This window comes from Fodinibius saliphilus, assembly GCF_005869845.1.
Classification (GTDB): Bacteria; Bacteroidota; Rhodothermia; order Balneolales; family Balneolaceae; genus Fodinibius; species Fodinibius saliphilus.
In genome coordinates, this window is sequence record NZ_VAWF01000001.1 from 593,415 (window position 1) to 613,178 (window position 19,764).

Sequence of the window (19,764 nt, forward strand, 5' to 3'; positions counted from 1 at the left end):
CGTTATGAAAAAATCAGCTCATAAAAATATCAATTGGTGGTGGCTCGTGAAACAACATACACGGGCAGTGGCATTTTTATGAGCTAGATTCACATAAGCACTTTTTTAGCGAACCCACTGCAGGAAACTGGAGTGGGTTTTTTTATTTTCAACTTGTTTGATACCTCCTGAAGGTACTTTTCGGGAAATAATTAGCAGAGTATATCAGATATGAATATTGATAAGTTTACAGATTTGGCAAAGCAATATACTGCGATACCAGTTCACCGTCGTTTGATGGCTGATGTATTAACACCAGTATCCCTGTTCCTTTCGCTTCGCGATAACGGAGGGTATCCTTTTTTGCTGGAGTCAGTGGAGGGGGGAGAGCAAGTTGCTCGTTATTCGTTCTTGGGGCGAGATCCCTATCAGGTATTAAAATACGATGGGGAAGAAGTGGTACTGGAACGTGATGGCAATACTAGTTGCATCGATCAACCCTATTTTGAAGCTCTGAAAGCGCTAACCACTCAACACAGCGAGCCGGATATGCCCGAGCTTCCCCGTTTATCTGGTGGAGCTGTAGGTTTTTCTTCTTATGATACGGTTCGTGAGATCGAGCAGTTAGAAAATCATCCTCAGGATGATATAGATATACCGGAAGCTATTTGGGCCTTTTATGATGAGGTATTTGCCTTTGATCATGTAAAGCAGCAGGTCATTATCATAAAAACAGTGTTTATTGATGATGAGCATAATGCAGAAGCGAAATACCAGCAGGCACAGCAGAGGCTTAATGAGCTGGAAGATCGGGTGTATCAGCAGGGACAAACGACTGATACTTTTTCAATAGATCCGGATGATTTGTCTAGCAATATCAGCCAGCCAGAGTTTGAGCAGATGGTAGAAAAGGCGAAGGAGTATATTTATGAAGGTGATATCTTCCAAGTAGTGCTTTCACAGCGTTTTGAGACCAACTTTAGCGGAGATCGATTTATGTTGTATCGTGCGCTTCGGATGGTAAATCCTTCTCCATATCTGTTTTTCTTGGAATTTGGTGATTTTGCACTCGTTGGATCATCGCCCGAAGTGTTAGTTCGTGTGCAGGACGATACGGCCCAGCTGCTACCTATTGCAGGTACACGTCCCCGCGGTAAAACGCCAGAAGAAGACTTAGAACTGGAAAAAGATTTAAAGAACGATCCCAAGGAGATTGCAGAGCATGTGATGTTGGTTGATCTGGGACGAAATGATTTGTCGCGAGTTTGTAAACCTGCCACCGTACACCCGGTTCGTGAGCAGGTGATAGAGCGTTATTCGCATGTTATGCATATTGTTTCTGATGTAAAAGGAGAGCTGAGGGATGATCAAACCTCAGTTGATGCACTGATACGCTGTTTTCCGGCTGGAACGGTGAGTGGAGCACCAAAAATTCGGGCCATGGAGATTATTGATGAACTTGAACCAACAAAACGAGGTCCCTATGCCGGAGCTGTTGGGTATTTCGACTTTTCCGGAAATATGGATACCTGCATTGTAATCCGCACAATGATGGTGACTGAGTCAAAGGTATTTATACAAGCCGGGGCCGGTATTGTTGCCGACAGTAATCCCGAAAAAGAGTATCTAGAAACAAAGAATAAAGCTGGTGCTTTAGTAGAAGCATTAAGTGTAGCTTTATCAATTACAGATTAAGGATATAAAGAATAATTAATTTTAAATTTACGTATCTATGAAAACTATTTTATCTGGTATTCAATCCTCTGGGAAATTACATCTGGGAAACTACTTTGGGGCTTTGCGTCAACATATCCAGATGCAGGAAAAAGGAGATGCCTTCTATTTTATTGCCAATTATCACTCATTAACTTCTATTAATGATGGGGAAAAGATCTATAAGAACACTATCGATGTAGCCCTTGATTATCTGGCCTTGGGACTTGATCCCAATAAGGCAACCTTTTTTGCTCAGAGTGATGTGCCGCAACATGCTGAGCTCGCTTGGATACTGGGTACGTTCTGTCCGGTAAGTTTGATGGAAAAGGGCGTAGCCTTTAAAGACAAGGTTGCCCAGGGCTTACATCCTAATATCGGTTTGTTTACCTATCCCATTTTGCAGGCCGCAGATATTTTGATGTACAATGCTGATTTAGTGCCGGTAGGGCAAGACCAAAAGCAAAATATTGAGATTTGCCGTGATTTGGCCGGTAAATTTAATCATAATTATGGGGATGAATATCTGAAACTTCCAGAGCCACATATCTTAGAATCAGTGGCAGTAGTTCCGGGTATTGACGGACAAAAGATGAGTAAATCATATGGTAATACGATTGGTATCTTTGATGAAGGCAAAGAGTTGAAAAAGAAGGTAATGTCGATAGAAACAGACTCTACGCCACTTGATGAGCCCAAAAATCCGGATAGTTGTAATGTCTTTGCACTGATAAAACTGTTTGCCGAAGAATATAAACAGAAAGAGATTGCTGAACAGTATCGTGCTGGGGGCTACGGCTACGGTCATGCTAAAAAAGAACTTCTGGGTATGATAGAAGAGTATTTTGCTGAGGCTCGTGAAAAACGCAAAGAATTGGCCCAGGATATAGACACCGTACGTGATATTCTGCGTGACGGTGGCAAGAAAGCCCGTGCCCGGGCGGAGAAAGTAATGGGGCCGGTGCGTGAGGTAACAGGACTGTTTAAAACATACGACTATAGCAGCTAATCCATTGATATCTTTATTATGGTTCTAATTATAGACAATTACGATTCCTTTACTTATAACCTGGTACATATAGTTGCTCAGCATACTGAAAGTTATAAGGTAGTGCGTAATGATGCCCTTAGCATGGAGGAGATAAAGGCTTTAGACCCGGACAAGGTGCTTATTTCGCCTGGTCCGGGGCGTCCGGCTGATGCCGGAGTAACCAAGTCGGTGATAGAAGAGCTGGGAGCCCATACTCCAATATTGGGCGTATGTCTTGGTCACCAGGCGATAGGGGAAGTGTTCGGAGGAAAAGTGATCCATGCCCCCGAGCTTATGCACGGGAAGACTTCTCCAATAGATCATGACGGGAAATCAGTTTATAAAAATATTCCAACTCCCTTTACTGCTACACGCTATCACTCATTGATATTGGACCCGCAACAGATTCCAGAGATGTTGGCGATTACAGCCCGCAGTGACGATGGGGTTATTATGGGGCTTCGTCATCGAGAGTTTCCAATCGAGGGAATCCAATTTCATCCCGAAAGTATCTTAACTACTGAAGGGCCAAATATTATTAAAAACTGGCTTGACCTGAAAACAGCAAACTAGTAATAAACTATTGGTAAATGTTCAATATGAAATCTATAAATATAAGGTATGCAAAAGGTTAAAGACTTTAGTTCAATATTAGATAAAGCAGTGAACTCTAAAGATCTTACTGATATAGAAGCACGACAAGCCCTGCAGCAGATCGTAAATGGTGAGATCAAAAATGAACAAATTGCTTCTTTTTTAACAGCCATGCGAGCAAAGGGTGAGACCACCGATGAGCTAACCGCTTTTGTAAAAGTAATGCGTGAAGAGGCCATTAAACCAGAAGTTGAAACAGAAGGTGCTATAGATCTATGTGGCACAGGTGGAGATAGCTCAGGGACTTTTAATATCTCTACGGCTTCTATGTTTGTAGTATCCGGAGCCGGCGTGCCGGTGTTAAAACATGGAAATAGGAGTGTTTCCAGTAAGAGCGGTAGCGCAGATGTGTTAGAAGCTCTGGGGGGTGTTGTGATGTTGGAGAAGGGTCAGGTAGAGCAGGTTTTTGAAGAAACGGGATTGGTGTTTATGTTCGCTCCGTTTTTCCATCCAGCCATGAAACACGTGATGCCTGCCCGGCGAGCAATGGGAATAAGAACATTTTTTAATATTCTTGGGCCACTTTTAAATCCAGCTGGGGTGAGTCGGCAAATGATAGGAGCATATAATATAGATGTTGCTAGACAGATTGCTCATATTCTTGCAAACCTTGAGACCGATTTTGCTTACACCGTGAATGCCCATGATGGTCTTGATGAGGTAAGTTTATGTGCTCAGTCAGAGATATTTGAGCTTAATGGGAGTTTGGTCAAAGAAGCGACGACATTTGATCCTCGGTCCCTTGATTTCAATTGGACTGATCTTGATGAACTCCAGGGTGGAGATGCTGAATATAATGCCAATATTATTCGCTCTATTATGGCTAATAATGCCACCGAAGCACAAGAGAATGTGATACTGTTAAATGCTACTTTTGGTATACATGCTTCCGGAAAAGCAGATCATCTATCCGAAGCCAGGGAAATGGCAGAGGAGAGTTTAAGATCGGGAAAAGCATTGCAGGCATTAGATGATTTTATAGAGGTAACAACAGAAGTTGCAAATCAGTCGTAATTATGTCCAATATACTTGAAGAAATTGTAGAACAAACGGCATCAGATCTTAAGAAGCGAAAGAAAGAACGTAGTTTTAGTGATCTGGGAGACTTGGAGCTTTATGAAGAAAAATCACAAAATTTTGCTGAATCATTACTACAAGATAATGATGTGGCTATTATTGCGGAAATTAAAAAAGCTTCTCCATCAAAAGGACTTATAAGACCGGACTTTGATCCACAAAAAATAGCGGCTCAATACCAAGAGGGAGGGGCCTCAGCGATATCAGTATTAACCGATGAGCCAGCCTTTAAAGGTAGCCTAAAGTATCTTGAAATTTCTTCCAGGGAAGTATCTATTCCATTGCTGCGCAAGGATTTTATTATTGATCCTTATCAAATAAAAGAAGCTAAAGCTTTTGGGGCTGATGCGGTATTACTTATTGCTACAATTACCGATGGACATCAGCTGCAGGAGTTGTTACATGCTACCAAGGAGTTTGAATTGCAAGCTCTGGTAGAATGTTATTCGGAAGAGGATTTTCAATATGTTAACTTTGAAGAGGTCGATATTCTGGGAGTCAATAATCGTGATCTCAGAACTTTTGAGGTAGACTTACATCGCGGTGTAGAGCTGTTACATAAAGCACCCGATGATACGGTACTGGTCTCTGAAAGTGGACTGGGTAGTGCTGGTGATTTACAGTTTTTGTTTGAACAAAATATTGATGCTGCTCTTATTGGAGAATATTTTATGAGACAAAGTAATCCCGGAGAAGCCGTGTCGGCAATGAAATCAGAACTTCAGAAATTAATAACTTCAGAAACAGAATAGATGTTTGCAGATCCAGAAGAACGAACGAAAGTAAAAATTTGTGGAATTACCTCACTTGAAGATGCCCGATTTGTATCTGGGGCACTGGCCCACTATATGGGATTTATCTTTTATGAAGAAAGCCCTCGCAGTATTACACCTGCTGAAGCTGGAGCCATGATTAACTGGTTGCATGGCCCAAAATGTGTCGGTGTTTTTGTAAATCAGCCATTAGATGATGTGAATATGATTGGACGACAGACCGGCATAGATTATGTGCAGCTTCATGGGAATGAAAACCCAGAATATTGTTCAATGGTTGATAAACCGGTCATAAAGGCAATCCATGTAGAAAAGGGCGACACGGCATCAGATCTTAATAATCGAATTTCGCCATACCTCGACTATGTGGAGTATATCCTTTTTGATACAAATATTGATGGACAGTGGGGAGGTACCGGTCAGTCGTTTAATTGGTCAGTACTGGATGAAGTGGCGCAAGGAATACCTTATTTCTTGGCAGGGGGATTAAATGCGAGTAATATCCGTGAGGCCTGTAAGCAGGTTCAACCTTATGCTGTTGATGTTTCCAGTGGTTTAGAAGCTGATCCTGGGATAAAAGATTTTGATAAGGTTGATGCATTTATGGAAGAGATGCGAGATATTTGGGAGAAACAAGAAATGGGTGAGTTATAATTTATTTAGAAGCTTCTGAATAGCTGTTAAACTTTATCATTTTTAAGTTGTATATGCGTAATAAAGACAGCTTCCAAAATGAATTTATACTTATGTGTGACAATAGTTTATATAAAATAGGTTAATTATTTATAACGTATATTGAGAATGAGAATATGAAATACGATTTACCAACGAAGGAAGGATATTTTGGCAATTTTGGAGGGAAGTTTGTGCCTGAAATATTAATTCCGGTGCTTGAAGAACTGGAAGAGGCCTATAATGAAGCTTGGCATGATAATTCTTTTCTGAAGGAATATAGTAGCTTATTAAATGAATATGTTGGACGTCCTACTAAATTGACCTATGCAAATCGGTTGACTGAGTACTATGGAAAGGCCAAGATTTATTTGAAACGAGAGGACCTATGCCATACAGGAGCTCATAAAATTAATAATGCTATCGGGCAGATTTTATTGGCTCGACGTATGGGGAAAGATCGAATTATTGCCGAAACCGGCGCCGGGCAACATGGGGTAGCTACTGCTACGGCCTGTGCCAAGTTCGGGGTCGATTGTATTGTATACATGGGGGCTGAGGATATGGAGCGACAAAAGCTGAATGTTGAACGGATGAGACTACTTGGTACCGAAGTTCGTTCTGTGACTAGTGGGTCGCAAACATTAAAAGACGCTACGAACGAAGCGATTCGAGACTGGGTAACCAACGTAGAGGATACATTTTATATCATCGGTTCTGTTGTTGGCCCGCATCCATACCCCAAGATGGTTCGTAATTTCCATAGGGTAATAGGTGATGAAATTCGATCACAGCTTAAAGAGGCTGAGGGTCAAGAGACGCCTGATCATTTATTGGCCTGTGTAGGCGGGGGGTCTAATGCTATCGGAGCTTTTTATCCTTTTATCGAAGATGAAGAAGTCAAAATGTATGGTCTTGAAGCAGCAGGTTTAGGGGCAAATACTGATGAGACTGCTGCTACTCTTACTATTGGAACTCCTGGGGTACTACACGGTTCCATGAGTTATCTACTGCATGATACCGATGGACAAATCCAGCTTGCACATTCTATTAGTGCAGGGCTTGATTATCCGGGTATAGGGCCAGAGCATTCTTATCTGCATGAGACGAAGCGGGTTAAATATCATTCAATAACGGATAATGAGGCTATGGAGGGAGTAAAATTACTTTCAGAGACAGAAGGTATTATACCCGCTCTTGAAACTGCTCATGCCATTGCTTACCTGGATGAACTAATGCCTAAAACATCAGAAGATGAGATCGTTGTTTTGAACTGTTCCGGACGGGGTGATAAAGATATGACTACAATTTCCAAGAATCTTTAATATTTGATTATACGGTGTGGGAAATGAACACATACCGAACTAAAAAGAATGAAAGCTCAATGATTACGACGAAAAACAGAGTTGCACAACTATTTGAAAACCATGATGATTCATCAAAAATAATGAGTCTCTTTCTTACTGCGGGCTATCCTGATGTAGAGTCATGTGTAGACTTAATCCTGGGGTTTGATAAAAACGGAGTTGATATGGTCGAGCTGGGAATGCCGTTTAGTGATCCTCTTGCTGACGGTCCTACAATACAATATTCCAGCAATGTAGCTATAGAGCAGGGCATTACTATGGAAAAAATCCTGGATATTGTAAAGCAAGTTCGTAAAAAATCAGAGATCCCTATTATCTTAATGGGATATATCAATCCTGTTATTAAATATGGAATTGAACGGTTTTGCCAAGAAGCTTCTAAGGTTGGTGTCGATGGTCTTATTATTCCTGATATTCCTATTGAAGAGTCAGGTATTATGACAAAAGAAGCAGAGCAGCATAATTTGCCAATAATATATTTGGTAGCTCCAAATACGTCAGATGAGCGCATGCGTAATATCGATGAACAGTCACAAGGATTTGTTTATTGTGTCTCAGTAACGGGCGTTACCGGAGCCCGGGAAGGTGAGGAGGTAGCTCAATCGGTACAACGCTTTATTGATAGAGTAAAAACCAATATCAGTCAGAATCCCAAAATGGTAGGTTTCGGTATCAAATCTCATGAAGATGCTCAAAAAATTGCAGCTGATATGGATGGGTTTATTGTGGGAAGTGCCCTCATTGATACTATAAGAGAAAACTACCCTAAAAAAGGTTGGAAGGATGAAGTATTTGCTTTTGTTAGAACGTTGAAGTATGGTACGGAGTAATTATTAAAATTAAGAATTAATTTTCTATGAAGGAGATAGGCAAATTAGCTTCGATATTGTTATTAGCAGTTATTTGGGTTGGATGTGATAGCGACTATCGTAGAAAGGCAAGCGGTAGTTTTGGACAGCTTATTGTTGTAATGGACTCCGCTGATTTTGAGAGTAAAACAGCTGAGGCACTTCGCCAGACATTTGGTGGCTGGACACAGACTATTCCCGGCAAACCTCCACGCTTTGATTTAACATTCCGTGATTTTGATAGCAATAATGAACTGGAACAATTAAAACAATTCCGAAATGTTATTGTCGCTTCACCTATTGACGATAGTACAAATGTCGCAGAATTTATGCGGGCTCTGCTCAGTGATGAGGTAGAACGTCAAGTTCGTGACGGAGAGGCATTTGCTTTTCCCTTAAAAGATCAGTGGTATCGCGATCAATGGTTATTACTACTTGCTGCTCCCAGTGATTCCGCATTGGCTACACAGATTAAAAACTCCCAAAAAACACTTGTAGATAACCTGATTGATAAAGAGCTCAATCGATGGACGGCAGAAATCTATGAACGGGGAGAACAGGTTGCTCTCGAAGATAGCTTATGGCAAAATCATGGATGGAAAATCCGTGTACAGCATGACTGGATAAAAAGTATAGATACCACCTATACTGAAAACAATGAACGGGTTCATTTCTTAACGATGAGACGTCCTCTGCCCAATAATGATCGATGGTTTTGGGCATGGTGGAAAGAGGTAGATAATATTAACCATGTGGATGATGACTGGATTAATACCAAGCGCGATTCATTAAATAAAAAATGGTTTGAAGGTAGCAGCACAAGGCGAAATTCTTTTGTAACTACTGCATACAAGCGCCCTCATAAGACCGAAACCTTTCGTATGAATGGCGACCTCGTTTATGAAAGCCGGGGTGTTTGGCGGATGACTGAAGATGCTATGGCCGGGCCTTTTGTCAACTTTACGGTCTATGACAAAGAAACAAGTCGTCTCTTTATGCTTGAGTTTGCCCAGTTTGCTCCAAAATACGATAAACGCAAATTTGTACGTCAATTTCGTGCCATGCTGCGGACCTTCAAAAGTGATTCAACATGGCAAGCTAATTCCCAAAAATCGATGGCAATAAATTAGAACGTGTCTTCATCTCAAAAGTACGACTTTGTTGATAAAGCTCTTGCAAAGCGAAAAAAGCGGCATCAATTTCGTGAGTTAACATCTTTTATACCATCAGATGCTGTTACTTTGTCTAATGGAGATAAGCAATATCTTAACTTTAGCGGTAATGACTATTTGGGCCTTTCCCACCATCCTAAAGTGACAGAACGGTCACAGTTATATACCGAAAAATATGGGGCAGGGGCTACTGCTTCACGGTTGATAAATGGAACCTTTGATATTCATGACCGGCTAGAAAGAAAGTTAGCTCAAACGTTTGGGTGGGAATCTGCATTGGTGTTTAATAGCGGTTTTCAGGCTAATAGTACCATTATCAGCACCTTAACAGATCGGCACTCTCTTATTCTTGCGGATAAGTTGAGTCATCGTAGTTTACTGCAGGGATCATTGGCAAGCCGAGCTGCCTTCCGTCGATTTAAACATAATTCGGTAACAGATTTGGCAGATCAGCTCAAAAATGCTGATGAAGAAGACTTTTCCAGAATTATTGTAGTTACCGAATCATTATTTAGCATGGATGGGGATTGTGCAGAACTACAAAAAATAGCAGATTTATGTAATAAATTTGGGGCGCTGCTATTTGTAGATGATGCTCATGCTGTAGGAGTATGGGGTGAACAAGGTTTAGGATTTACCCACTCTGTTAAAGGCATAGATATAGTACTTGCAACATGTGGTAAAGCATTTGGAGCATTTGGCGCTTTTGTTCTTTGTGGAAAAGAAATGAGGGATTATTTGCTGAACTTTTGTCCCGGTTTTATTTATACTACGGCGCTGCCCCCAGCGGTAATTGGAGCTGTTGATGCTTCATTAGAGCTGATTCCCAACATGGATTCGGAACGTGAGGAGCTATATAAGCATATAAAGATTATGCAAAAGGGTATTACGGAGGCTGGCTTTAGTATCGGAAGTTCACAATCTCAGATAATACCTATCATGGTGGGATCTGAAGAGAATGCGTTAAATTTAGCAGAGTTTTTAAAAAATAATGGGTTTTTAGCAACAGCAATACGTCCCCCTACAGTGCCTCGGGGCAGTGCTCGAATAAGGATTACGCTCTCTTCTCACCATAAAAAAGGACAGATAGAAGAATTTTTAACAGCATTAAATCGATGGAGTAATGGCTGACTGCCAGTTTTTTGCACACCATGGATGGGGATTTGATCGCCACACTTGGGATACTTGGAAAAATGAACTCTCTGAATTTGGCACTTTCCATGCCTATGACCGAGGTTATTTTGATGATCCCAAAGAGATAAAGGTTGATAACAGCGGTGGACCAATAGTTTTACTAACCCATTCATTTGGCTTACATTGGATTACCAAAAATCTACTCGAAACAGCTGATCTTTTAGTTATAACAGGTGGCTTTTTATACTTCCATCCCTATGTTGCTCAGTATAAACGTCGTTCTCGACTTATAATACAGGAGATGGTCAATGAACTGGAGATCAATCCTGAAAAAGTACTAAAACGATTCTACGATAACTGTTTTTCTCCTTTGGAAGCCGAAGAAGTTAATTTCAAAGACCTTAACTTACAGTTACTCTTGGATGACTTACAGCGCTTACAAGATTCCAGGCTCGATGCTGAGTTACTGAAAAAGGCAGGGAAAGTTTGTATCCTTCACGGGTCACAAGATCAGGTAGTTCCTTATAAAAAGGGTAGGCAAATATATAACCAGTTACAGCAGTATGCCCAGTATTTTGAACTTAAAAACGCCGGTCATGCATTACCTAAAACACATCATCGGCAGTGTCTGGAGTTTATAATTCCTGAAATCCGACAGGTCTTAAAAGAAAAGCAGGATTAGTTTTATAATTTATATGAATCAGCAAGTAGTGAGCAGCAACGATTTAAAAGAACAGATAGCTGCAAATTTTGGATCTGCAGCCTCACAATACCATAAGCATGCTAACCTTCAGAAAGAAGTGGCAAAGCGGCTTATCGCATCATTAAAGCCGTGGAGAGATATTTTACCTAAAGGTCCTATCATTGAGTTGGGATGTGGAACCGGATTTGTTACCCAAAGGCTGGCGGAGTTGTACCCCAACAGGGAAATAGAAGTTACCGACCTTTCGCATCAAATGGTTCAATATTGTCGAGAACAATTGGGTGATCGTGGCAATCTTTCATTTAGAGTTAAGGATGCTGAGGATACACCTGCAGGGAACCCCAAATATGCGTTAACGATCAGCGGATTTACAGCACAGTGGTTTAAGAACCCTGCCCAAGTACTGGGAAAGTGGCTGGAGGCTACAAAACCGGGAGGTTTGTTGTTGGTTTCTTTTCCGGGTAGCGAAAGTTTTCCTGAATGGAAACAGAAATGTAAAGAGCTGGGATTACCCTATACGGGCAATGAACTACCCGATGTAGAGGAAATGGTTGTGAAGATGTCATTGGGACCGGCCCAGGTAGACTATTACGAGGACACTGTTACTCAAAGGTTTACGAGTGCTGAGGCATTTTTCCGTAAATTTAAAACAATTGGTACTGCTACTCAGAAAAAGGGTAGGTCATTATCTCCTAAGGAGTTATCACTTCTTATTGACCACTGGAATGAATCTGCCAACGGAGATATAACTGTCAGTTACCACTTGGTATTCTTAGCTGTAAAAAGAGACTTTGATTCGGAATAAGGTTTGTTACTGCTTAAAGTGTAATTAGATACAACAAACAACTAAAAATCGACATAACGTTATTGAAGAATGAGTACTTCCCAATGGCCATCCGAAATATTTGTCTCCGGTACCGATACAGGAATTGGTAAAACGGTGGTTTCTGCTATACTAACAAAAGCTCTTTCAGCAAGCTATTGGAAACCAATACAAGCCGGACTTGAAGAAGAAACTGATACTGAATTTGTCCAGCGAGCAACCGGCTTTTCAAAGCAATGTATTATTCCCGAGCGATATCGGCTAGAAACTCCAATGTCTCCCCATGGAGCAGCCCAAATTGATGATATCTATATCGAGATGTCTGATTTTGAGTTGCCTGACTATGAAACTGATCATTTAGTAGTAGAAGGGGCCGGTGGTTTACTTGTACCCTTTAACGATGATGTGATGATTATTGATCTCATCGAAAAATTACAGATCCCGGTATTGCTCGTTGCAAGAAGTACACTGGGAACGTTGAATCATACTTTTCTATCCTTGGAAGCACTTCGAAATCGCAATATTCCTGTTTTAGGAGTTGTATTGAATGGGCCGGAACATAAAAGTAACCGAGAAGCCATTCAGCACTACGGTGATATTGATATAATTGCTGAAATTGATACCATTGATCCTCTAAATGCTTCTGGTTTAGAAGAAACATTTGATCTGCATTTTAACTTGTAACGCATTTACTTTTTAATCAAAAATATTTTTTAAAACCTGTGCCCGATTTCCATCGCAATGTTTGGTACCCATTTACAATTTTGAAAGAAGCTCCCACTCCTGTCAAGGTAGAAAAGGGAGATGGGCTTTGGCTAGAGCTTGAAGATGGTCGCCGTATCATGGATTGTATTTCTAGCTGGTGGGTAAATATACATGGCCATGCGCACCCTAAAATGGCCAAAGCTATCGCCGACCAAGCAAAAAAGCTTGAGCAAGTTATCTTTGCCAACTTTACCCATGACCCTGCCGAACGGCTGGCTGAACAAGTGACCGCGCAACTGCCTGGCGAGTTAAATAGGGTCTTCTTTTCTGATGACGGTTCTACTGCAGTGGAAGTGGCAATGAAAATGGCCTACCAGTACTGGCATAATCAGGGAGAAGAGCGAACCAAGTTCATCTGCTTCGAAGGGGCCTATCACGGAGATACCTTTGGGGCGATGTCGGCCGGTGAGCGTTCTGTATTTACTGAGGTTTTTGAAGACTTGCTTTTTGACGTCGATTTTTTACCCTATCCAGATACTTGGATGGATGACGACACTGTAGGGGATCGTGAAGATAAAATCATTCGACAACTTGAGAAGATGTTGGATGAAAATCCGGAAACCTATGCCGGTATTATAATTGAACCGCTTATCCAAGGTGCTGGCGGCATGCGTATGTGTAGAGAAGACTTTCTGCAAAAACTGCACTGGGTAAATCGTCAGTTTGATACCCTCCTTATTTTTGATGAGGTGATGACCGGTTTTGGTCGTACTGGGGATTGGTTTGCCTGTAGAAGGGCACAGGTTGAGCCTGATTTAATAGCAGTAGCCAAGGGACTTACCGGTGGGTTTCTACCCCTATCATTGACTATAGCTTCAGATACCATTTTTGAGGCGTTTAATAGCTCAGACCCGATAAAAACGTTTTGGCACGGTCACAGTTATACCGCCAACCCTATTGGGTGTGCAGCAGGTTTGGCTTCTATGGAGCTGATGCATGAAAACGAGCCGGTATTTAGCGAGATGGAACAGTGGCATCGAGAAGAGTTAGAACCACTTCGTGACCATCCCAAGCTAAAGAAGCATCGTGTTACCGGTACAATAGCAGCTATGGAGATAGATACTGAGGATGCTGATGGCTACCTGAATCCCGTAGCAAATAAGATAAAAAAGGAATGTGTTGATAAAGGATTGCTTATACGGCCGTTGGGTAATGTTGTTTACTTAATGCCACCATACTGTACCACCAGAGAGCAGTTATCAAAAATGTATCAGGGTATTAAAAAACTACTTGAAGAGTAGAAAAGGTTGGGTAAATATGGTGATAGAAAGTATTAACCTTCTAGGTCGGGTCGGTCATGTGTTTTAGGTGGCAGTTTAGAAGTATATGAAATACTCTCTTCGATAAATTTTTTGAGGGCTTTAGAATGGCTATATATCTTCTTTTTTACTGATACAAAATCATTGAAGTCATCATTGTTGGGTAGGTAGGGGTCAATACCGTGCTTGGTTATAATGCTTTTTGCAAGAGATTCCCCAATACGGGCGATCAGTAGGTCTTCATAGATTCCCAAGCACATGTTGCCGTTTATTAAATACCCTACGCCGCCAAGCTTTTTCTTTTTTTCCAATTCCTCATTATCGATAAGGTGATGGTCAAGAAGGTCTTCTAAATGTTGGTTATAATCAGCCAAAATATAGTTTGTTTGATAGCTAAGTGTAGAACACTAATATTTCATCTTTTCCCTGATATTACAATTTGAATTTTTAAGGTCTGCTAGAGATTTAGTTCGATACCTTAAATCGGTAACACTGGGAAAGGCTAACAAAGAATTTGTTTCATTTTCGCTAATGTATTCTTACCAGATAACTTTTTTTAATGTGTGTAATTTTTTGGTGGATATCCAACGGTACAGCCGCCTCATCATCGAACTGTGCTTTTTTATACAGTAGCAGAGCTTGCAGATATGCTTTCTGTGATTGGCTATATTTTTTCTTAGCTAACATTTCTGCTTTTTCTACAAGTAGGTCGGCTACTGCTAAGGCCAACTCTGCTTGATAGGTTTCATTTTGAATAAAAAGGGAAATTGTTTCTTTTAGCTCCAGCTTGTGGAACTGTTTTGGATGGCCTTTTGTGACACGCTCAAGAGCATTATTTATCTTTTGTATTGCCTCTTGTTTCTGGTTGTTATTTTTTTTGAAGATAATCTGTTGCAACAGCTGGGTAAGATATTGAATCTGTCGCATTAGAAAATCTTGTTCAAAAAGTGTCATAATAAACAAGGGAATACATGTTAATTTGAGATGGTTCGTGTTTTAAGTTGAACTATCTATCATAACGGTTATGGCTATGCTACAGATCTAGTAATATCTTGCTGAGAGGTATTATACATCAATTCATTGTAAGAAATGCGATACAAGTAACTGCTATTCATTTTAAGCCATCTCCTTATATCAATAATCAATAACAATGGTCTGTAATCATTAGTATTAGTGTTGGAAATACTGTTTATATCAACAAATAAAAACTTGATAACAGTTATATAAAAGAGTTTCAGCTAAGTCCTGAAAAGATACTTTGATAGCCCTAACATAGTATTAAAAAGAGTCATGGGTTTAATTAATCAGTTTTAATAAGATAACTTTGATGAGCCAACATATTTTAATACGGCAGTTACACTCAAGACCGGAATTCCCGTTCCGGTTATAACGAAAAATATTGAAAACAGAACGGCTTAATGTATCCCTGCAACTTTTGCCCGCTGCTACAAAATTAAGGCTTTTAGAATTTACTCATTAAACCTTGATTTAAGGTGGCAATAGCTTTTTTAAGTCAGGTTTTTGGTTTTAGCTCGTGATTCTTCTGCCATAGCTGCGTGGTAATCTTGCAGTTTATTAGCAAGATCAGCTTCGTGACTACTTAACATACGAATTGCCAGCAATCCTGCATTTTTAGCTTTGCCTATTGCAACGGTAGCGACAGGAACACCCCCGGGCATTTGGACGATAGAGTAGAGGCTGTCCAAGCCACTTAAGGTACTCGTTTTTACAGGTACCCCAATAACCGGCAGTGTGGTATGTGCAGCCGTCATTCCCGGTAGGTGAGCTGCGCCGCCTGCTCCTGCAATAATTACTTTGATGCCCCGATCTCGTGCTTCTTTTCCATACTCAGCCATATCGTCTGGAGTACGATGTGCCGATATCACTTTCTTTTCGTAAGGTACATCGAACTCATCTAAAATATCACAGGCCGCTTTCATGGTAGGCCAATCGCTATCACTGCCCATGATTACGCCGACAAGGGGTGTTGCTTTACTCATAATCTGTCTAGTTAATTAGAAAATAGCTTTAATTTAAATTAATATAGAATTTAGAACGTTAATTCCAGAAATCCTTTTTTAAAAATTCTGTATTTGGGATACTAAATTCAGAGTGTACCATCTACCGTTAAATCCTAATACCATCGGTCACTTGCTTTGCTTTTGTATAAGTTTGTTCCATTTCATCGCCCAGCAGTGTATAGTGGGACATTTTGCGACCTACTTTGCTGTCGAGTTTTCCGTACAAATGAAGGTGACCGTCGGATGTTGCCAAGGCCTTGAGAGCATTTTCTACTTTTGCATCTCGCCGGTCGGTACCCAGTAGATTTATCATAGCTACTGCGGGTGTCCGTAACTCAGTTGATCCCAGTGGCAGTCCCATGACAGCACGCACATGGTTTTCGAACTGAGAAGTTACACAGCCTTCTATAGTATAATGGCCCGAGTTATGGGGACGTGGAGCTGATTCATTGAGTAACAAATCACCATTAGGCTTTAAGAAAAATTCGTAAGCAAAAATACCTTTTCCATGGATTGCTTCAGTAGCTTGTACCGCCAATTCTTGTGCTTTTTTTTGAACAGATGCATCTACCGGGGCGGGAGATTTTACAGCCACACAAATATGATTTTCCTGGACGGTCTCGCAACACGGATAGACAACATGCCCCGTTTCGTTTCGAGCAACCTGTACGGCCAATTCGTGGGTAAAATCAACAAATGCTTCGGCTATAATATCCCGATCACTATTACCACCCAGGTTTTCAAACGCCATAATGGCTTCACTAATATCTCGGACGGTCTCATTCCCGTAGCCGTCGTAACCACCTTTAGATGACTTTAACAGGTAGGGCCAACCGTGTTCGTCTCCAAAATTTTCGAGATGATCTTCATCTTTAATAAGGGCATATGGCGTAACAGGGATACCTGCGTCTTCAAAGGTTTGCTTCTCTATCAGCTTGTTTTCGATAAGGGCAAAGCTATCCGGGGCAGGAAAGATAGGTGTTCCACTATCTTTTTGGGCTTGTTTGAGGATATTCGAGCTAATAAACTCATTTTCCAAGGTAAGTACATCACAGCTTTCGGCAAAAGAGGTCAAATCCTCCAAAGAATCAAAAGAGCCGGTCTGTGAATAAGGGGTCATAAATTGAACAGGCTCATTTTCTTCACGATCAGAAAAGACACCAATCTGAATGCCGTATCGAAATGCTTGCAGCCCGGACATGCGTGCCAGCTGACCGGCACCGAGGAAACCAAGGCGAAAGGTTGCAGATAAAGGATTTTTATTCATTACCCAGTCGTTTTTTATGCTTAAAAATTTAGACGGAACATAAGAATTATTCGGCTGGTAATTAAGAGCATAGTTTTATTTTGTATATTCTTAATTTTGATTAAAGAATGGTATTTTGTGTATCTAACAAAAGCTACTTATTTGAAATAGAAGATTATACATGGATATAGAAGCAAAACTAGAGCAGGTTCGCGAACGATTTGATGAAGTTACGGCGGCCATGAGCGACCCTGCCGTATATGATGACCCTGACCATTATACCGAGCTTACGAAAGAGCACAGTGATTTAAAGGAGTTGGTAGAACTATATGAAGAGTGGAAAGAGACCAAAAAGAATATTAAAGGTAACAAAGAGCTTATTGAAGAAGGGGATGATGCTGAAATCACCGAGATGGCTCGCATGGAAAATGAGGAGCTTGAATCTCATTTAGAAGAATTGGAAGAGGATATTAAATTCAAGCTTATTCCCAAAGATCCTGATGACTCTAAAAATGTAATTGTAGAGCTTCGTGCGGGAACTGGTGGTGATGAAGCCGCCATTTTTGTAGGAGATCTGTTTGATATGTATCGCCGCTATGCCGATAAGATGGGGTGGAAGCTGAATTTGTTGGGATTAAGTGAGTCTGACAAGGGAGGCTATAAGGAACTCACTTTTGGCTTGGAAGGGGATGAAGTGTATGGGAAGATGAAATATGAAAGTGGTGTTCATCGCGTACAGCGCGTTCCGCAAACAGAAACGCAGGGACGGGTACACACATCGGCTGCAACTGTTGCCGTTTTACCAGAAGCAGAAGAAGTTGATGTAGAAGTGAATAAAGCGGATCTCCGTGTTGATACCTTTCGTGCCAGTGGAGCAGGGGGGCAGCACGTAAATAAAACAGATTCTGCTATACGTATTACTCATGAGCCTACGGGAGTAGTGGTAGAATGCCAACAGGAACGCTCGCAGCACAAAAATAAGAATAAAGCGATGAAGATGCTGCGTTCCAAGCTATATGAACAGGAAGTAGAGCGACGGCGCAAAGAACGTGATGAAGAGCGAAAAAGTCAGATATCGACAGGAGATCGAAGTGCAAAAGTACGTACATATAACTTTCCTCAGAGCAGGTTAACCGATCATAGAATCAATCTAACACTTTATAACCTGGAAGATATTATGAAGGGTGAGATTGAAGAGGTTATTGAAGCATTACGCGTGCAGGATAATCTCGATAAGCTCAATGCTGTTATGGAGTAACTTATCTAAACTTCTACCTTTTATTTCATTAAGATGGTCGTTCAGTTGCAGCTTGCATAGTTAGATAGTATAATACTATTAATATAGTATGATAAGTATAGTATTATGCCTGATAATGTCTTCTTCAGTTTTACACTCTTATTGCTAGCTTTCCACCATGGTTCTTTTGCACAATCACTGAATGGCAGTAATTGGCAAATGTGGTCTCCGAAAAAGGCGGGGGTTGAGGTGGAATACTTTAAAGTGATGGAAGACAGCATTCAATCAGGCTATTTTGGAGAAGTTCATTCTGTATTGGTAATAAAGAATGGCCGACTGATTTTTGAATCATATTACAACGGAAGTCATCGTGATTCTCTTCACACCCTTCAGTCCATTACTAAAAGTATAACCGCAACAGGAGTGGGGATAGCTATACAGAGTGGTATAATTGAGGGTGTCCACGAACGAATATTACCTGTGTTTAGGGATAAATTTGAAGTTAGAGCATTAAACGATAATAAAAAAAGCCTGACATTATATGATCTTATGACGATGCAGGCCGGGTTTAAATGGAAGGAGGGAGCTTGGAATGGTCCCGAAAATAGTTGGAGGAAAATAGTTGAATACAAGGGTAATTGGTACAAAAAAATATTGGATACACCTGTGACCAAAGTACCGGGCAGTATGTTTGAATACCAGAGTGGAAATCCAATACTAGTGAATGGGTATATACAGACGGTGAGTGATGGGACACTGACCAACTTTTACCAGCAATACCTGTTCGAGCCTCTCCAGATCAATAACATTCATTTTGTGGATGTTAATGGAGGTGCTGAAAAAAATGGTGGCGTGGTACTTAACATGCGCTCGCAGGATCTTGCAAAAATTGGCTATCTTTATCTAAATAAAGGTCGATGGCAGGGGCAGCAAATTGTTTCCAGCAGCTTTATTAAGGATGCGGTTTCTACACATGTATCCCATGCAGAAGAAAATGCATTTTACAGTTATAGCTATGGATATTTTTGGTGGTTAAATCCATTAAATAAGCTTGAATCGGAGTGGAAAATAGACAATACGGGAATTTTTCTTGGTCGGGGAGCGGGTGGTCAACACTTAATAGTTTGGCCTTCAAAAGAATTGGTTTGTGTTATAACTGCCTGGAATTTGCAAAGGCCTACCCGAGTACAGACTATCTTTGATCGATATGTGATACCTGCTGTATTGGGTCAAAAATAATTCGTTACCGGTTATTGAGATTGCTTCTCAATAACCGATAACGATTAAGTAC

The 19,764-nt window shown here is 40.8% G+C and carries 20 protein-coding genes; 16 read left to right on the top strand and 4 right to left on the bottom strand.

Annotated features, from left to right (window positions below; all coding sequences use genetic code 11):
• Positions 1-210: 210 nt before the first annotated feature.
• The 14 genes from trpE (at position 211) to bioA (ending at position 13,951) form a co-directional block, all read left to right on the top strand.
• Entirely contained in the window at positions 211-1,674 is a 1,464-nt protein-coding gene (gene trpE / locus FCN14_RS02415) for an anthranilate synthase component I (protein ID WP_138429498.1), read from the top strand.
• Positions 1,675-1,711: 37 nt separating this feature from the next.
• Positions 1,712-2,701, top strand: coding sequence for a tryptophan--tRNA ligase (trpS, locus tag FCN14_RS02420; protein WP_138429499.1), 990 nt, complete (start codon positions 1,712-1,714; stop codon positions 2,699-2,701).
• Positions 2,702-2,719: 18 nt separating this feature from the next.
• Complete coding sequence (locus FCN14_RS02425; protein ID WP_138429500.1) at positions 2,720-3,295, top strand: anthranilate synthase component II; 576 nt, start codon at positions 2,720-2,722, stop codon at positions 3,293-3,295.
• 48 nt (positions 3,296-3,343) lie between these two features.
• Positions 3,344-4,390 carry an anthranilate phosphoribosyltransferase gene (trpD, locus tag FCN14_RS02430; protein ID WP_138429501.1) on the top strand — a complete coding sequence of 349 codons (1,047 nt, stop codon included), beginning with the start codon at positions 3,344-3,346 and terminating at the stop codon, positions 4,388-4,390.
• A 2-nt stretch (positions 4,391-4,392) separates the two neighbouring features.
• On the top strand, positions 4,393-5,205 hold the full coding sequence (gene trpC, locus FCN14_RS02435; protein WP_138429502.1) for an indole-3-glycerol phosphate synthase TrpC: 813 nt from the start codon (positions 4,393-4,395) through the stop codon (positions 5,203-5,205).
• Positions 5,206-5,880: a phosphoribosylanthranilate isomerase gene (locus FCN14_RS02440; protein WP_138429503.1), complete on the top strand. Its 675-nt coding sequence runs from the start codon at positions 5,206-5,208 to the stop codon at positions 5,878-5,880. It abuts the gene before it with no gap.
• 155 nt (positions 5,881-6,035) lie between these two features.
• On the top strand, positions 6,036-7,223 hold the full coding sequence (trpB, locus tag FCN14_RS02445) for a tryptophan synthase subunit beta (protein WP_138429504.1): 1,188 nt from the start codon (positions 6,036-6,038) through the stop codon (positions 7,221-7,223).
• A 59-nt stretch (positions 7,224-7,282) separates the two neighbouring features.
• The gene (trpA, locus tag FCN14_RS02450; protein ID WP_138429505.1) at positions 7,283-8,095 is read left to right on the top strand and encodes a tryptophan synthase subunit alpha; all 813 of its coding nucleotides are present in this window, start codon (positions 7,283-7,285) and stop codon (positions 8,093-8,095) included.
• Between the two features lie 26 nt (positions 8,096-8,121).
• Positions 8,122-9,243 (top strand): DUF4837 family protein, encoded by a 1,122-nt coding sequence (locus tag FCN14_RS02455; RefSeq protein WP_138429506.1) that lies wholly within the window; start codon positions 8,122-8,124, stop codon positions 9,241-9,243.
• 3 nt (positions 9,244-9,246) lie between these two features.
• Positions 9,247-10,416, top strand: a complete 1,170-nt coding sequence (locus tag FCN14_RS02460) for an aminotransferase class I/II-fold pyridoxal phosphate-dependent enzyme (protein ID WP_138429507.1) — start codon at positions 9,247-9,249, stop codon at positions 10,414-10,416.
• Positions 10,409-11,101, top strand: coding sequence for an alpha/beta hydrolase (locus FCN14_RS02465; RefSeq protein WP_138429508.1), 693 nt, complete (start codon positions 10,409-10,411; stop codon positions 11,099-11,101). The genes FCN14_RS02460 and FCN14_RS02465 overlap by 8 nt, the downstream gene beginning before the upstream one ends.
• A 13-nt stretch (positions 11,102-11,114) precedes the next feature.
• On the top strand, positions 11,115-11,927 hold the full coding sequence (locus FCN14_RS02470) for a methyltransferase domain-containing protein (protein ID WP_138429509.1): 813 nt from the start codon (positions 11,115-11,117) through the stop codon (positions 11,925-11,927).
• Between the two features lie 69 nt (positions 11,928-11,996).
• Positions 11,997-12,629: a dethiobiotin synthase gene (bioD, locus tag FCN14_RS02475; RefSeq protein WP_138429510.1), complete on the top strand. Its 633-nt coding sequence runs from the start codon at positions 11,997-11,999 to the stop codon at positions 12,627-12,629.
• A gap of 38 nt (positions 12,630-12,667) precedes the next feature.
• Entirely contained in the window at positions 12,668-13,951 is a 1,284-nt protein-coding gene (gene bioA, locus FCN14_RS02480; RefSeq protein ID WP_138429511.1) for an adenosylmethionine--8-amino-7-oxononanoate transaminase, read from the top strand.
• A gap of 32 nt (positions 13,952-13,983) precedes the next feature.
• Here the strand turns inward: bioA and FCN14_RS02485 are convergent, their stop codons facing one another.
• The 4 genes from FCN14_RS02485 to purK form a co-directional block, all read right to left on the bottom strand.
• Complete coding sequence (locus FCN14_RS02485; protein WP_171032781.1) at positions 13,984-14,343, bottom strand: TfoX/Sxy family protein; 360 nt, start codon at positions 14,341-14,343, stop codon at positions 13,984-13,986.
• 154 nt (positions 14,344-14,497) lie between these two features.
• Positions 14,498-14,896, bottom strand: a complete 399-nt coding sequence (locus FCN14_RS02490) for a hypothetical protein (protein WP_138429513.1) — start codon at positions 14,894-14,896, stop codon at positions 14,498-14,500.
• 581 nt (positions 14,897-15,477) lie between these two features.
• Positions 15,478-15,969, bottom strand: a complete 492-nt coding sequence (gene purE / locus FCN14_RS02495; RefSeq protein WP_138429514.1) for a 5-(carboxyamino)imidazole ribonucleotide mutase — start codon at positions 15,967-15,969, stop codon at positions 15,478-15,480.
• Positions 15,970-16,096: 127 nt separating this feature from the next.
• Complete coding sequence (gene purK, locus FCN14_RS02500) at positions 16,097-17,257, bottom strand: 5-(carboxyamino)imidazole ribonucleotide synthase (protein WP_138429515.1); 1,161 nt, start codon at positions 17,255-17,257, stop codon at positions 16,097-16,099.
• A gap of 160 nt (positions 17,258-17,417) precedes the next feature.
• Here purK and prfA point away from each other — a divergent pair, with 160 nt between their 5' ends.
• Together prfA and FCN14_RS02510 are read left to right on the top strand one after the other, a co-directional pair.
• Positions 17,418-18,494, top strand: coding sequence for a peptide chain release factor 1 (gene prfA, locus FCN14_RS02505; RefSeq protein ID WP_171032782.1), 1,077 nt, complete (start codon positions 17,418-17,420; stop codon positions 18,492-18,494).
• Positions 18,495-18,599: 105 nt separating this feature from the next.
• The gene (locus tag FCN14_RS02510; RefSeq protein WP_138429516.1) at positions 18,600-19,712 is read left to right on the top strand and encodes a serine hydrolase domain-containing protein; all 1,113 of its coding nucleotides are present in this window, start codon (positions 18,600-18,602) and stop codon (positions 19,710-19,712) included.
• Positions 19,713-19,764 lie beyond the last annotated feature (52 nt).